At 70.3% G+C, this 14652-nt stretch carries 11 protein-coding genes; 5 read left to right on the top strand and 6 right to left on the bottom strand.

The genetic code is table 11. The features are described from left to right. Positions 1–44: 44 nt before the first annotated feature. The 4 genes from ABD188_RS04715 to ABD188_RS04700 all read right to left on the bottom strand — a co-directional run bounded on the left by ABD188_RS04715 (position 45) and on the right by ABD188_RS04700 (position 7424). Positions 45–1718, bottom strand: a complete 1674-nt coding sequence (locus ABD188_RS04715; protein WP_344059017.1) for a formate--tetrahydrofolate ligase — start codon at positions 1716–1718, stop codon at positions 45–47. A gap of 92 nt (positions 1719–1810) precedes the next feature. Further along, positions 1811–2293: a glutathione peroxidase gene (locus ABD188_RS04710; protein ID WP_344059015.1), complete on the bottom strand. Its 483-nt coding sequence runs from the start codon at positions 2291–2293 to the stop codon at positions 1811–1813. A 123-nt stretch (positions 2294–2416) separates the two neighbouring features. Further along, complete coding sequence (gene recQ, locus ABD188_RS04705) at positions 2417–4444, bottom strand: DNA helicase RecQ (protein WP_344059013.1); 2028 nt, start codon at positions 4442–4444, stop codon at positions 2417–2419. 361 nt (positions 4445–4805) lie between these two features. Continuing rightward, on the bottom strand, positions 4806–7424 hold the full coding sequence (locus tag ABD188_RS04700) for a DEAD/DEAH box helicase (RefSeq protein ID WP_344059011.1): 2619 nt from the start codon (positions 7422–7424) through the stop codon (positions 4806–4808). A 102-nt stretch (positions 7425–7526) separates the two neighbouring features. On the opposite strand from ABD188_RS04700, the gene ABD188_RS04695 reads away from it, so the two are divergent. The 5 genes from ABD188_RS04695 to ABD188_RS04675 all read left to right on the top strand — a co-directional run bounded on the left by ABD188_RS04695 (position 7527) and on the right by ABD188_RS04675 (position 12317). After that, the gene (locus ABD188_RS04695; RefSeq protein ID WP_344059009.1) at positions 7527–7847 is read left to right on the top strand and encodes a GNAT family N-acetyltransferase; all 321 of its coding nucleotides are present in this window, start codon (positions 7527–7529) and stop codon (positions 7845–7847) included. Positions 7848–7857: 10 nt separating this feature from the next. After that, positions 7858–8844: a pirin family protein gene (locus ABD188_RS04690; RefSeq protein WP_344059007.1), complete on the top strand. Its 987-nt coding sequence runs from the start codon at positions 7858–7860 to the stop codon at positions 8842–8844. Between the two features lie 108 nt (positions 8845–8952). Further along, positions 8953–9504 (top strand): ECF transporter S component, encoded by a 552-nt coding sequence (locus ABD188_RS04685; protein ID WP_344059005.1) that lies wholly within the window; start codon positions 8953–8955, stop codon positions 9502–9504. A gap of 78 nt (positions 9505–9582) precedes the next feature. Beyond that, positions 9583–11475, top strand: coding sequence for an ABC transporter ATP-binding protein (locus tag ABD188_RS04680; RefSeq protein ID WP_344059003.1), 1893 nt, complete (start codon positions 9583–9585; stop codon positions 11473–11475). Further along, positions 11472–12317, top strand: coding sequence for an energy-coupling factor transporter transmembrane component T family protein (locus ABD188_RS04675; protein ID WP_344059001.1), 846 nt, complete (start codon positions 11472–11474; stop codon positions 12315–12317). Before ABD188_RS04680 ends, ABD188_RS04675 begins: the two co-directional genes overlap by 4 nt. Positions 12318–12379: 62 nt before the next feature. Here the strand turns inward: ABD188_RS04675 and ABD188_RS04670 are convergent, their stop codons facing one another. After that, the gene (locus ABD188_RS04670) at positions 12380–13375 is read right to left on the bottom strand and encodes an N-acetylglucosamine kinase (protein WP_344059000.1); all 996 of its coding nucleotides are present in this window, start codon (positions 13373–13375) and stop codon (positions 12380–12382) included. After that, positions 13372–14631, bottom strand: a complete 1260-nt coding sequence (locus ABD188_RS04665; RefSeq protein ID WP_344058998.1) for a family 4 glycosyl hydrolase — start codon at positions 14629–14631, stop codon at positions 13372–13374. Before ABD188_RS04665 ends, ABD188_RS04670 begins: the two co-directional genes overlap by 4 nt. Positions 14632–14652 lie beyond the last annotated feature (21 nt).

The raw sequence follows: 14652 nt of genomic DNA, 5'->3' as shown, positions 1-14652 counted from the left end.
TCCTTCCAGTGTAAACCGAATAGCGCTCGGTTTTGCAAGGAGTGTCAGAAGAGCCCGACGATTCGCCCGTTCTCGTCGACGTCGATCGACTCCGCCGCGGGTACCGCCGGCAGACCCGGCATCGTCATGACATCGCCGCACACCATGACCACGAAGCCCGCTCCTGCGGCGAGCCGCACCTCGCGGATGTCGACGATGTGCCCGGTCGGCGCACCCCGCAGCTTGGGGTCCGTCGAGAAGGAGTACTGCGTCTTCGCGACGCACACCGGATAGCCGCCGTAGCCCTCATCCTGAAGCCGCTGGATCTGGCGGCGCACCGCCGTGTTCGCGGTGATGTCCGAGGCCCCGTAGATGCGGGTCGCGATCGTCTTCATCTTCCGCCACAGCGTCGCGTCATCCGGATAGGTGAACTGGAGCGTGGACGGCTCGTCGCAGAGGCGCACGACCTCGTGCGCGAGCTGTTCGGCACCGGCACCGCCCTCGGCGAAGTGCCGGGCGACGACCGCGCGGGCGCCGGTTTGCTCCACCACCGCGACGAGAGCCTGGACCTCCGCGTCGGTGTCTTCGGCGCGGTGATTGATCGCGACGACCGCGGGAAGGCCCAGCGTCTCGCGCACGATCCCGAGGTGGCGGATCAGGTTCGGCGCACCCCGCTCGACGGCCTCGACGTCCTCGGTCGCCAGGTCCGCGACATCCACCCCGCCGTGGTACTTCATCGCACGCACTGTTGCCACGATCACCGCGGCGGACGGTCGCAGCCCCGACGAGCGGCAGAGGATGTCGACGAACTTCTCGGCTCCGAGGTCGGAGCCGAAGCCCGCTTCGGTGACCACGTAGTCGGCGAGCTTCAGCGCCGCTCGGGTAGCCACCACCGAGTTGCAGCCGTGTGCGATGTTCGCGAACGGACCACCGTGGACGAACGCCGGCGTGTGCTCGAGGGTCTGCACCAGGTTGGGCGCGAGGGCATCGCGCAGGATCGCGGTCATCGCGCCGTTCGCGGAGAGATCTCGAGCGCGGACGGGGGTGCGCTCGCGCGTATAGCCGACGACGATCTCGCCCAGCCGGGTCCGGAGATCGGCGAGATCCGTGGCGAGGCAGAACACGGCCATCACCTCGCTCGCGACCACGATGTCGAAGCCGGATTCGCGAGGGTACCCGTTGTCGGGACCGCCCAGGCCCACGACCACGTCGCGCAGCGCACGGTCGTTGACGTCGAGCACGCGGCGCCAGGTGATGCGCCGCACATCGATGCCGAGCGCGTTGCCGCGGTGGATGTGGTTGTCGATGAGTGCGGCGAGAAGGTTCGTCGCCACGCCGATGGCCGAGAAGTCGCCCGTGAAGTGCAGGTTGATGTCTTCCATCGGGACGACCTGCGCGTGGCCGCCGCCGGCTGCGCCGCCCTTCATCCCGAACACCGGCCCGAGCGCGGGCTCGCGCAGGCAGATCATCGAGCGGTGGCCGATCCGGCGCAGCGCATCGCCCAGCCCGACGGTTGTCGTCGTCTTGCCCTCGCCGGCCGGAGTCGGCGAGACCGCCGTGACGAGCACCAGCTTGCCGTCGGTTCTGTCGTCGAGCCCGGCGAGCCAGCCGAGGGCGACCTTGGCTTTATGCCGGCCGTATGGCTCGAGGGCGTTGTCCGGGATGCCGATCTGCTCGGCGATCCGCTGGATCGACAACATCCGTGCTGCCTGGGCGATCTCGATGTTGCTCAGCGTCATGCTCCCCCTCGCCGAACCCCTTCGTCCGGCGCGGCCAGCCTAATCCCGCGATCGAGCCGATCGCCGCAGCGGCGAGCGCGGCCGGGGTCGCCTCAGGCAGGCAGGCTCTCCTCGATCGCCGCGATCACGGTGGGGTCATCCGGCACCGTCTTGGGACGGAACCGCCGCACCTCGCCGCTGGGCGTCACCAGGAACTTCTCGAAGTTCCACTCGACCTTGCCGGCCTTGCCCTGGTCGTCGGGGGTCTTCTTCAGCTCCGTGTACAGCGGGTGCTCGTGGCGCCCGTTGACCTTGACGCGATCGAAGATCGGGAACGTGACGCCCCAGGTCAGCGAGCAGTAGTCCTTGATCGCATCGTTCGAGCGCAGCTCCTGGAGGAACTGGTTGCTCGGGAATCCGACGACCTGGAGTCCTCTCTCGCCGTACTTCTGCTGCAGCTTCTCGAGCGTCTCGTACTGCGGGGCGAGGCCGCAACGAGATGCGACGTTGACGACCAGAACCGCCTTGCCGTCGAATTCGGAGAGGGACGTCTCCGTGCCCTCCATGGTCTTGATCGGGATGTCGCGAAGGCTCATGGTGTGGTCAACCGTAGCGATCGGCGAGCCATTCCGGACAACATGCTCCGGTTCCCCAGGCAACAGTCAGGGAGCGCGAGCCGCGGTGCTTGCGGCGCACTGGCGGCCCCAGCAAGAGCAGCGTCACGCGGCAGCGGCGGCGACCACCTCGAGCACGGCATCGCCGTACGCCTCGCGCTTCTTCGCGCCGATGCCGCTTACGCCGTCGAGATCGGCGAGCGACTTCGGTCTGTGCTCCGCGAGCGCGCGAAGCGTCGCATCGCCGAACACGATGTACGCGGGCACGCCGAGCTCTTTCGCAACACCCGCGCGCCACTCACGCAGCGCCTCGAAGAGCGGCCGGTCAGCGGCATCCACCGATTCGGACGCCGCGGCCTTGCGCACGCGCGGCGCCGCGCCGGTGCGGCCCAGCACATCGCGCCGAAGCGGAACGGGCGACTCGCCTCGCAGCACGGCCGCGGCGGGCTCGCCGAGCGCCAGGGTGCCGTACTCGCCCTGCGCGACCAGGATGCCGCGCGCGAGCAGCTGGCGGATCACGCTGCGCCAGTCCTGCTCCGACAGATCGGCGCCGAGGCCGTACGTCGAGAGCGACGCGTGGCCCTGCTGACGGATGCGGTCGGTCGAGCTGCCGCGCAGGATGTCGATGAGGTGGCCCGCCCCGAAAGCCTGGCCGCGCTCGCGCTGCAGGCGGACGATCGTCGACAGCAGCTTCTGCGCCGGGATGAGTCCGTCCCACGTGTCGGGTGCCTCGAGGCAGGTGTCGCAGTTGCCGCACGGACCCGATGCCTCGCCGAAGTACTCGAGCAGGTTCTGGCGGCGGCAGGAGACGGTCTCGCACAGCGCGAGCATCGCGTCGAGGTGCTGACCCAGGCGCTGCTTGTAGACCCGATCGCCGGGACTCTGCTCGATGAGCCGTCGCTGCTGGACGACGTCGCCGAGGCCGTAGGCCATCCACCCGATCGCGGGGTCGCCGTCGCGGCCCGCGCGCCCGGTCTCCTGGTAGTAGCCCTCGACGGACTTCGGCAGATCGATGTGCGCCACGAAGCGGACGTCGGGCTTGTCGATGCCCATGCCGAACGCGATCGTCGCGACCATCACGACCCCGTCATCGCGCAGGAACCGCGACTGGTTGGCCGATCGCACGGCTCCGTCGAGTCCGGCGTGATAGGGCAGTGCGTCGATGCCCTGGGCGGAGAGGAAGTCGGCGGTCTGCTCGACGGACTTGCGACTGAGCGCGTAGACGATGCCTGCGGAGCGCTCGGGCTGCGAGCGGATGAACGCGACGAGCTGGCGGCGTGGGTCGACCTTCGGCTCGATGCGGTACTGGATGTTGGGGCGGTCGAAACTCGCCACGAAGTGCCGCGCCTCGGGCAGCCGCAGGCGTTCGGTGATCTCGCGATGAGTCGCCGGCGTCGCCGTCGCGGTGAGGGCGATCCGCGGGACGCCGGGGAAGTGCGACGCGAGGTCGCCGAGCGCGAGGTAATCGGGGCGGAAGTCGTGCCCCCACTGCGAGACGCAGTGCGCCTCGTCGATCGCGATGACGCTGAGCCGACCACGCGCGAGCAGGGCCACCAGCCCGTTCGGACCCTGCGCCTGTCTCAGCGTCAGTCGCTCAGGTGCCACGTACAGCAGATCGAGCTCGCCGGCGAGGTATGCCCGTTCGATACCCGCACGCTCGGCCGGAGTCTGCATCGAGTTGAGGTACGCCGCGCGCACGCCGTTCGCGATGAGCGCGTCGACCTGGTCGTGCATGAGGGCGATGAGCGGGCTCACGACGAGTCCGGTGCCTTCGCGCACCAGCGCGGGCACCTGATAGCAGACGCTCTTGCCGGCACCGGTGGGCATCAGGACGACGGCGTCGCCGCCGGCGATGATGTGGTCGACGATCTCCTGCTGCTCGCCTCGGAAGACGTCGTACCCGTATACCTCGTGGAGCACCTCACGGGCGTCGGACCGCGTGAAGTCGCGGCGCGGTGCGCCCGCCCACGTCGGAGCGACGGGTTGCCCTGCGGGGCGTGTCGAGAACGGACGGTCGTTGCCCGACCGGGGCACGACGTCGTCGGGCGGAGGGGCGAACTCGTCGGGCGGTGGCTCGAACTCGTCGGGATCCCACGCCAGGTCAGCGTAGGGATCACCGGTCGGAAGACTCACCCGCCCCAGCGTAGCCGCGACCCGCGACACGTCGGCCCGCGCCAGCGCACCGTGGAGGGCAAGCCTCGGGTGGGCGCTGGGGAGGAGCGGTGACGCCGGCACGTCCCGAGTCACTCCGGGCGCCGGCACGCCTCGAGTCACCCCGGTCGCCGACGCCGCGAGCCGCCGTTGTCGCCGACGCCGCGAGCCGAGTCGCCGACGCCGCGAGCCGCCGTTCCCGTGCTGGTTCGCCGAAAGAGCACGGAAAGTGCGCCCCGCACGTGCGGGTTCGGCGAGCCAGCACGGGAACGATCGAACTTCGGCGAGCCAGCACGGGAACGATCGAACGCGGTGTCGCCGGCCGCGCGCTCACACCCGCCGCCTACAGCCGCAGCACCTCGGTGACGCGAAGGACGGCGGTGCCGAGCTCCTCCGACGCAGCGAGATCGACCTCGCCACGGATCCGCCAGTCGTGGTTGCCGTCCGGATCGTCGATGGTCTGCTCGACGCGCCAAACACCTGTGGCGGCGGCATCCGTCTCATCGATCTCGACGAGGCGCGGCGATCGCGCCGGACCGCCCGTAAGGATCTCATCGTGCTCGTCGAAGTACTTGTCGAGCGCCGCCGGCCAATCGACGTCAGGGTCGAGGGCGGCGAGCTCGTCGTCCTTCTGCAGAGCGGCGAGCCGCACGCGCCGGAACAGCTCGTTGCGCAGCAGCACGAGGAACGCCCGCCGGTTCGTCAGCACGGACGGCGGGGCCGGCGGCACGACCGGCGCGTCAGGGTCGCTCGCCGGGTTGACGAGCGCCTCCCACTCGTCGACGAGGCTCGAGTCGACCTGACGCACCAGCTCGCCGAGCCATGCGACGAGATCGAGCAGGTCGGAGGTCTGCGCCTCGGCAGGCACGGTCTGCCGGATCGCCCGGTACGCGTCGCTGAGATATCGCAGCACCAGTCCCTCGCTGCGGGCGAGCTGATAGACCGAGATCAGCTCGCCGAAAGACAGCGCACGCTCGAACATGTCGCGGACCACCGACTTCGGCGACAGCTCGAAGTCGCGCACCCACGGCTGGCTGGATGCGAAGACCTCGAAGGACTGCACGAGCAGCTCCTCGAGCGGCTTGGGATACGTGATCGCTTCGAGCGCCTCCATCCGCTCGTCGTAGTCGAGGCCGTCGCGCTTCATCGCCGCGACCGCCTCGCCGCGAGCGAGGAACTGCTGCTGCGACAGCACCGGCCGCGGGTCGTCGAGCGTCGCCTCGATGACGCTGACGACATCCAGGGCGTAATGGCCGGTGCCGGCGCTGCCCGGCGCGACACTCGGAGTTCGCAGATGTGCGCGGGATTCGGAGAGATCGGCGACGTCGCTGCGGACTTCGTCGCCTCCGGCGAACTCTGGGAGCGGCGCCGCGTGTGAACGTTCATCGGACGGATCAAGCAGCCCGATGGCCGCGAGCGCGAACGGCGACAGCGGCTGGTTGAGTGCGAAGTTCGGCTGCAGCTCGACGGTGAGACGGATGCCGCCGCCCTCGGCCTGCTCGACCACCTGTGCGGCGACGAGCGTGCGGAAGATCCCGAGCGCGCGACGCGCCAATTCGTACTGCCGCGCCCGGGGCTCGTGGTTGTCGAACACGAGCGACCGCACGTTCGCGAACACGTCGCCGCCGCGCGCGATGACGTTGATGAGCATCGCGGCCGTCAGCTGCAGCTGCGGCGTGAGCGGCTCGGGCTCGGCCGCAACCAGGCGCTCGAACGAGGCCTCTCCCCAGTTCACGAACCCCTGCGGCGCCTTCTTGCGCACGATCTTGCGGAGCTTCTTCGGGTCGTCGCCGGCCTTGGCGACCGCGGACGCGTTCTCGATGTCGTGCTCGGGGGCCATCACGACCACGGTTCCCGCGGTGTCGAATCCCGCCCGTCCCGCCCGTCCCGCGATCTGGTGGAACTCTCGCGCGCTGAGCTGCCGCATCCGCTGCCCGTCGTATTTCGCGAGCGCCGTGACCAGCACCGTCCGGATCGGCACGTTGATGCCGACGCCCAGCGTGTCGGTCCCGCAGATCACTCGCAGGAGTCCCCGCTGGGCGAGTGTCTCGACGAGCCGCCGGTAGCGCGGCAGCATGCCCGCGTGGTGCACGCCGATGCCGGCGCGGACGTAGCGCGACAGCATCCGCCCGAACGCGGTGGTGAAGCGGAACCCGCCGATCGCCTCGGCGATCGCGTCGCGCTGTTCGCGGCTGACGATCCGCACACTCGACAGGGCCTGTGCCCGCTCCATGGCGGCCGCCTGCGAGAAGTGGACGATGTAGACGGGGGCCTGGCCGGTCTCGAGCAGCTCTTCGACGGTCTCGTGCACGGGAGTGCGCGCATACGAGAAGTGCAGCGGCACCGGCCGGTCGACACCCGTGATGCGCGCGGTGGGACGACCGGTGCGACGCGAGAGGTCGTCGGCGATCGCGGTGACATCGCCGAGCGTCGCCGACATCAGCACGAACTGCGCGCGCGACAGCAGCAGCAGCGGCACCTGCCACGCCCAGCCGCGGTCCGGATCGCCGTAGTAGTGGAACTCGTCCATCACGACCTGGTCGACATCCACGTCGGCGCCCTGTCGCAGTGCGACGTTCGCGAGGATCTCCGCCGTGCAGCACACGATCGGAGCACCGGCGTTGACCGACGAGTCCCCCGTCACCATGCCCACGTTCTCGGCACCGAAGATGTCGACGAGCGCGAAGAACTTCTCGCTGACAAGCGCCTTGATGGGCGCCGTGTAATACGTCCGCCCACCTCGCGCCAGGCAGGCGACGTGTGCGGCCACGGCGACCAGCGACTTTCCGGTGCCCGTGGGCGTCGAGAGGATCACGTTCGATCCCGACACGATCTCGATGATCGCCTCATCCTGCGCCGGATAGAGCCTGAAGCCCCGCTCGGCCGCCCACTCGACGAAGCCCTCGTAGACGGCATCCGCGTCCGCGCCCGCGGGAACGTGTTCGAGAAGAGGAGAGGGCATCGTCCCACTCTTCCACCGATGCCACGACCCGACCGACCGTCGGCGGCTGTGGCGGAATGCCGGGCACACCCCTACGTTGAAGAAGAAGACGAAGGGATGCCGATGACAGACTCCGCCGAAGACCCGTCCGTCACCCGCAATGACGGTGCCGGCCGCTACGAGATCCACGTCGATGGCGTGCTCGCGGGCTACACGGTGTTCCGGGCCGATACGCGCGGCCGCCTGATCTTTCCGCACACGGAGGTGGACCCGGCGTTCCGGGGCCGTGGGATCGCCCAGCAGCTGGTCGCGGGCGCGATGGCGGATGTCGCGAGCCGCGGCGAGACCGTCATCCCGCACTGCCCGGTCGTGTCGGCCTACCTCCGCAAGAACGACGTGCCCGGCCTCGACGTGATCTGGCCCACGCACCCGCACCCTGAATGACGGCCCCGCCATGACCAGACTCGACACCGACGACGCCGTCGCCACGGAGGCCTCGTCCGAGTGCGACGGCCCGAAGGCCCTGCTGCTCGAGACCCGCGAGGTGCCGCTCGGCGGCGTTCGGGCGATGGCGGTGAGGCGCGCCCTTCCGCAGCGCGACCTGCCGCTGGTGGGTGCCTGGTGCTTCCTCGACCGGTTCGGGCCGCAAGTCACCCGGATGCGGGTCGAGCCGCACCCGCACATCGGCCTGCAGACGGTGGCGTGGCCGTTCGTCGGGGAGGTCCGCCACCGAGACACGATCGGCAGCGATGTGGTCGTCCGCCGCGGTGCTCTCAACCTCATGACGAGCGGCGCCGGCATCGCCCACTCGGAGTACTCGGTGGGGGAGGACGCCGTTCCCCTCGACGCGCTGCAGCTGTGGGTCGCCCTTCCCGAGGGCCGACGCCACGGTGCGCCGGCGTTCGAGCGGCACGAGGATCTGCCGGTCATCCCACTCGAGGCCGTCGACGGCGCGGACGGCAACGCGACCGTGGTGCTGGGCTCGTTCGGGGGCGCCGAGTCGCCTGCCACCGCTTACACGCCGATCGTCGGGGCCGAGCTTCGCATCCCGGCAGGCTCCCGCGTGCGCGTGCGGCTCGACGAGGCGTGGGAGCACGCTCTCGTCGGAGTGGATGGCGACGTCACGGTGATGACGGCCGCCGAGACGTTCGTCTCGCTCGACGCCGAGCACTTGCTGTACCTCGGGGTGCGACGCGATTCCGTGGAGGTCGCGAGCACGATGGGCGCGACCCTGTTCCTCCTCGGCGGGGAGCCGTTCGAGGACGACATCGTGATGTGGTGGAACTTCGTCGGCCGATCGCACGAAGAGATCGTGCAGGCCCGTGAGGACTGGGAGGCGGCATCCGCTCGCTTCGGTCACGTCGTCGACCACGGCGATGAGCGCATCCCGGCGCCGCCCCTTCCGGCCGTGCGTCTGACGCGTCGCCGGCGGCGGGTGTGACCCGGGCCCCCTCCCCCTCCCGTTCGGTTACGGACGCGACACGCCGCGTCACGACCGGGGGTTGCGGCGTGTCGCGTCCGTAACCGGTGGGGGCTTACGCTTGCGCGTGTGGTCCAGCGATCCCGACTCTCGACGAGCACGCTGCTCACGTGCGCCGCGATCGGGGTGGCTGCGGGAGTGGTCCAGGCGGGTGCCGGTGCGCTGAGCGGCCCGGTGTCAGCCGGTCTGCCGATCGTCTACGGTCTCGTCCTCGGCGTCCACGTCCTGCCCGGAGTCGTCGCGCAGGACCTGCTGCGCAAACCGTGGGTCGCCCTCATCACGCACCTCATCGCCGCGCTCGTCGCGAGCGCCGTAGTGCCGCTGTGGATAGGCCGCTACATCGGCACCGCACTGCTGATCGGCGGGCTGCAGGAGGGCATCGCCGCCCTCGGGCGGTACCGCCGGTGGGAGCCGTGGCGCTTCTTCCTCTCGGCCGTCATCGTCGGCGTCGTCGTCGCGGTGCCGATCTGGTTCGCCACCGACGCGACGCGCTTCCCCCTCTGGGCGCAGATCGTCTACATCGCTCTCTTCATCATCGGACCGGTGCTCTGGACTGCGGCGGGGCTCGCGATCGCTGCCGCGCTGCGACGTGCCGGCGTGCCTCGGCAGGGGCGTGGCTGACCTCTTCCAGGTTCCCTCCGGTCAGGTAAGGGTGCACTAAGTTAGGAGATACTTAGTTCACTCCTGCTGGGAAGTCACGTGACCGCACTCGAGCGCGACCCCGCTGCCGCGCCGGCGGCCGGCGCCGCATCCGGCACCCCGCTGCTGCAGGTGCGGAACCTCGCGGTCACTCACGACGGCGAGACCACGCCGACTCCGGCATCCGTCACCTTCGACATCGCCGCGGGCGAGGTCGTGCTGCTGCTGGGCCCGAGCGGGTCGGGCAAGTCGACGCTCGCCCTCGCGCTGAACGGACTCATCCCGCATGCCCTGCCGGCCGAGGTCTCGGGGCGCGTCGAGGTCGGCGGCGACGACACCGTCCGCACCTCGGTCGCCGAACTCAGCCGGCGGGTCGCCATGGTGTTCCAGGACCCCGATGCGCAGCTCGTGACGGGGACGCTCCTGGATGAGGTCGCCTTCGGACCCGAGAACCTGCGGATGCCGGTGGCGGACGTGCTGGCTCGTGCCGAGTCTGCGCTGCGCCGGGTGGGGCTGTGGGAGCGCCGCGGCGAGAATCCCGATCGCCTCTCGGGCGGTGGAAGGCAGCGACTCGCGATCGCCTGCGCGCTCGCCATGGGTTCGCCGCTGCTCGTGCTCGATGAGCCGACCGCCAACCTCGACCCCCGCGGCATCGAGGAGGTCTATGAGGCGCTCGCCGAGCTCATCGCCGAGGGGGATCGGGCGGTGCTGCTCGTCGAGCACAACCTCGACGCGGCTGCCGGCTTCGTCGACCGCGTCGTCGTGCTCGATCAGCAGGGATGCCTGGCCGCCGACGGCTCGGTCGACGAGGTGCTGCGACTGCGGGCCGATGAACTGCACGCGATGGGCGTCTGGCTGCCCGTGTCCGCACTCGCGGCGCTGCGCCTGCGGCGCGCGGGTTTCACGCTCGACCCGCTGCCGTTGACTCCGGCCGAGCTGCATGAGGCGCTCGACGCGGAGGCCGGACCCGCGGCGTCTCCTGCGACCCTTCGACGAGCTCAGGGACCACAAGCCATCGCTGAGCCGCGAGCGGTCGCTCAGCGGCAACCGGTCGCTCAGCTACAAGCCGCCGCTGAGCCGCAACCGGTCGCTGCGCCTGTCGAAGCGTCCGTACCCACGAACACCGAAACGCCGCTCGCCGCGCTGATCGAGGTGCGCGATCTCACCCTCCGGCGCGGTCGCACCACCGTGCTCCATGACGTCGAGCTCACCGTCCGGCAGGGGGAGTTCGCCGCGGTCGTCGGCGCGAACGGGGCCGGCAAGACGACTCTTGTCCAGGCGATCGCAGGGGTCATCCCCCCGCCGCGCGGAACGGTGCGCATCGGCGACCTCGATGTGTCACGCGCGGATTCGCGCACGCTGTCGTCGCGGATCGGTTTCGTGTTCCAGAATCCCGAGCACCAGTTCATCGCGCACACGGTCTTCGACGAGGTGGCGCACGGGCTCCGCCTGCAGCACCTCGCCGAGGATGAGGTGCGCGAGCGCACCGTGGCGCTTCTCGACCGGTTCGGCATCGCCGACAAGGCGAGTTCGCACCCGTTCCTGCTGTCGGGCGGCCAGAAGCGCCGGCTTTCGGTCGGCACGGCACTCGTGACCGGTGCGCCTGTGCTGGTCCTGGACGAGCCGACGTTCGGGCAGGATCGCGCGCGCGCCGACGAGCTGCTCGCGCTCCTGCGCGAGCTCAACGACGAGGGCACGACCATCCTCGTGGTGACGCACGACATGCAGCTCGTCGCGGAGTACGCCGCCCGCACGATCGTGATGGCGGACGGGCGCGTCGTCCGCGCCGGCGCGACCGCCGACGTCTTCGCCGACGACGAGCTCATCGAGGGGGCCGGTCTTCGGCCGCCGCCCCTTCGACGCGCCCTCAGAGGGCTGCACCGTCATCCCGAACTCGCCCGCATCGCACGGCTCGCCGACCTGCCCGTCGCATCACCAGGAGGCTCGCCATGACCGCCGGCGGACCCGTCCTCGCCGGACAGAAGCCGGCCGTGGGCTTCGATCCCTACGCCGACCATGTGACGGCGTCATCCATTCGCTTCCTGTACGCCCTCAACCCTCTCGCCAAACTTGCCGCACCGCTGCCCGCAATGGCGCTGCTGGTCTTCGTGCGAGACGCCGCGACTCCCGCCGCGTTCCTCGCGTTGAGCTACGCGATCCTTCTCGTCGGGGTCAGCTTCACCCGGCGCCTCGTCATCCTCCTCATCGCGATCCCGCTCGCGGCCGCGGCCATCGGCCTCGGCTTCGCACTCTGGACCGACCCGGCGAAGGTCGACCAGTCCGTCGTGATCTGGCAGATCGGGTCGTGGATGCTGTACGGGGGGGCGCTCGAGGTGGGCCTCGCAACGGGCCTCCGCATCGCGGCGATCGTCGCTCTTGCACTCATCGCGGGAATGTCGACGACCGGACCGGATGCGGTGCGCGCATCCGTGCAGCAGCTCCGGGTGCCCTACCGCATCGGGTACACGGCCCTTGCGGCATTCCGGTTCGTGCCGCGCTTCGGGTACGAGCTCGAGGTCATCCGACAGGCGCATCGCGTGCGGGGGACCCACGGTGGGCGCGGTCCCTTCTCAGCGGTCGGCCGATGGTTCGGATATGTCGTTCCACTCATGGCGGGCGCCATCCGCCATGCCGAACGCGTCGCACTCGCGATGGACGCGCGCGCTTTCGGTGCGTATCCCGACCGCACCGAGCGGCACCTCGTGCCGTTCCGCGCTCGGGACGTGGTATTCATCGGCTCGTTCCTGATCGCCTCTGCCGCGATCTTCACCGTCCTGTTCCCTTGGGGGCTGTGAGCGGCGCCATTCACGAGCCCGCCCCTCCGCGCCGAAACCTGCGCCCGAGCAAGGAGGTCGGGTCACACCGGCGTGGGTGCACCCTCGCCGGCGAATTCGCTCCGCACCCGCGAAACCGCGTCGTGCGGAACCCCGGCATGCAGGGCAGCCGCGATCGCGGCGCCGAGGATCGGCGGCGCATCCGGCCGCACGATCCGCGCATGCGGCGCAACAGACGAGATCCCGGCGGCGATGCGCTCGTCGAGCATGGCGTGGCCTCCCTGCAGGATGCTGCCACCGAGCACGATCGGGAATGCGTGCGAAGCGAGCTCGAGGCGATGGACGATGGCGCGGACGAACGCGATGATCTCGTCGGCCTGGCGGTCCACAAGCCGGCGGGCCACGGCATCCCCCGCCGACGCCTCGGCGAAGATGACCGGTGCGAGGGCGTAGAGGTCGGCCTGGTCACGCTCTCCGAAGTGCAGCTGTTCTATCAGCTCCGCGATCGCGCCCACGCCGAGCTCCGCGCAGATCGCCGAGGTCAGGCTCGTGCGCTCGCCGCGGCCGTCGACATCCCGCGCCGCGTGCCACAGCGCCTCGGGACCGAGCCCCGAGCCACCTCCCCAATCACCCGAGAGAGGGCCGAGTGACGGAAACCGGACGACCGCGCCGTCGCCGCGCACGCCCACCGCGTTGATGCCGCTGCCGCACACGATCGCGACCGCATCCGGCTCGTCGGTGCCCGCTCGCAGCAGTGCGAAGAGGTCGTTGTCGATGACGAGGCCGCCCCGCGCCCACGGCAGCGCGGCGACAGCGGCCCGGTATCGCTCGATCTCGATGGGCAGGTCGAGCCCGGACAGGTAGAGGTCGACATGCCGGACGGCGGCGTCGCCGGTGACGTCGCGCACGAGCTCGTCCACGATCTCGACCGATCGTGCGAGCCCTTCGAAGTGCGGGCTGCTGCCGGGGCCGCGCCGGCGCGCGATGACCCGGCCGCCCATCGTCAGGGCGACGGCATCCGTCTTCATCCCCCCGCCGTCGACGGCGACGATCACCTCGGTAGACGTCGGACCGGTCACCGCGCCCACTCCAGGAACCCCCTGTTCTCGTGCAGCAGAAGGTCGGTGAGCCGCTCGGCGCGATCGTGCTGCAGCACCAGCGGGTGCGCGCGCATCGCGCGTACGACCCGGTCACGACCGCCCTGGACCGCAGCGTCGAGAGCGAGCCGCTCGTATCCCGCGACCGTCGACACGAGTCCCCGGATGTCGTCATCCAGCGCGGCGACGGGCTCGGCGACGAACACGCCGTCGACGTACCGGGCCGGCACCTCGATCACGTGGTCGTCGGGGAGGAAGGGCAGCACACCGCCGTTGCGGAGGTTCACGACACGCGCCGGCGCGTCGGCCCCTCGAATCGCCGCGAGCAGTTCGATGGCGGCCTCGGAGTAGAACGCGCCGCCGCGTCGCTCGAGCGCCTCGGGCTTCTGATCGACAGACGGGTCCGCGTACATCGTGAGCAGCTCGTTCTCGATCGCTCGGACCGCTTCGGCGCGCGAGGGTTCCGCCAGCTGCTCCGCCAACACGAGATCGTGAGCGTAGAAGTACCGCAGATAGTACGACGGCACGACGCCGAGCTGGGTCAGCAGCGAGGGCGATGCGTGCACGTCGTCGGCGAGGTCACCGAGTCGATCGCGCAGCAGTTCGGGCAGGATGTCGCGCCCCGCGACCGAGACGCTGCGTTCCCACGTGAGGTGGTTGAGGCCCACATGACCCAGGGCGACCTCGTCCGGGTCGACGCCGAGCATCGCCGCGAAGCGCCGCTGGAAGCCGATGGCCACGTTGCACAGCCCGACCGCCCGATGCCCAGCCTGCAGCAGGGCGCGGGTGACGATGCCGACCGGGTTCGTGAAGTCGATGATCCACGCTCCCGGTGCGGCGTGCGCACGCACCTCGTCGGCGATGCGGAGCACGACGGGCACGGTGCGCAGGGCCTTCGCGAACCCGCCGGGACCCGTCGTCTCCTGCCCGATGCAGCCCACCTCGTGAGGCCAGGTCTCATCGGCGTGCCGAGCATCCTGTCCGCCGACCCGCAGCTGGATGAGGACGGCATCCGCGCCGGTGACCCCCTCCCGCACATCGCTCGTCGTGACCACCCGCGCCGGGTGCCCCGCTCGGGCCAGCATCCTGCGCACCATTCCGCCCACGAGTTCGAGGCGTCGCGGATCGGGGTCGACGAGCGCGACCTCCTCGAGCGGCAGGATGTCGCGATACCGCGCGAACCCGTCGATCAGCTCGGGCGTGTAGGTCGAGCCGCCGCCGACGATGGCGAGCTTCATGCGGGTCCTCTCAACATGGTG

The organism is Microbacterium pumilum, from assembly GCF_039530225.1.
Classification (GTDB): Bacteria; Actinomycetota; Actinomycetes; order Actinomycetales; family Microbacteriaceae; genus Microbacterium; species Microbacterium pumilum.
Note: the sequence above shows the minus strand (reverse complement) of the source record. Positions and strands in the feature narration are given on the sequence as shown.

What these genes read in the sequence shown, in the direction of transcription:
- ABD188_RS04715 (WP_344059017.1), bottom strand. Translation starts at nt 1,718, where the DNA reads ATGACGCTGAGCAACATCGAGATCGCCCAGGCAGCACGGATGTTGTCG.
- ABD188_RS04710 (WP_344059015.1), bottom strand. Translation starts at nt 2,293, where the DNA reads ATGAGCCTTCGCGACATCCCGATCAAGACCATGGAGGGCACGGAGACG.
- ABD188_RS04700 (WP_344059011.1), bottom strand. Translation starts at nt 7,424, where the DNA reads ATGCCCTCTCCTCTTCTCGAACACGTTCCCGCGGGCGCGGACGCGGAT.
- ABD188_RS04695 (WP_344059009.1), top strand. Translation starts at nt 7,527, where the DNA reads ATGACAGACTCCGCCGAAGACCCGTCCGTCACCCGCAATGACGGTGCC.
- ABD188_RS04690 (WP_344059007.1), top strand. Translation starts at nt 7,858, where the DNA reads ATGACCAGACTCGACACCGACGACGCCGTCGCCACGGAGGCCTCGTCC.
- ABD188_RS04675 (WP_344059001.1), top strand. Translation starts at nt 11,472, where the DNA reads ATGACCGCCGGCGGACCCGTCCTCGCCGGACAGAAGCCGGCCGTGGGC.
- ABD188_RS04665 (WP_344058998.1), bottom strand. Translation starts at nt 14,631, where the DNA reads ATGAAGCTCGCCATCGTCGGCGGCGGCTCGACCTACACGCCCGAGCTG.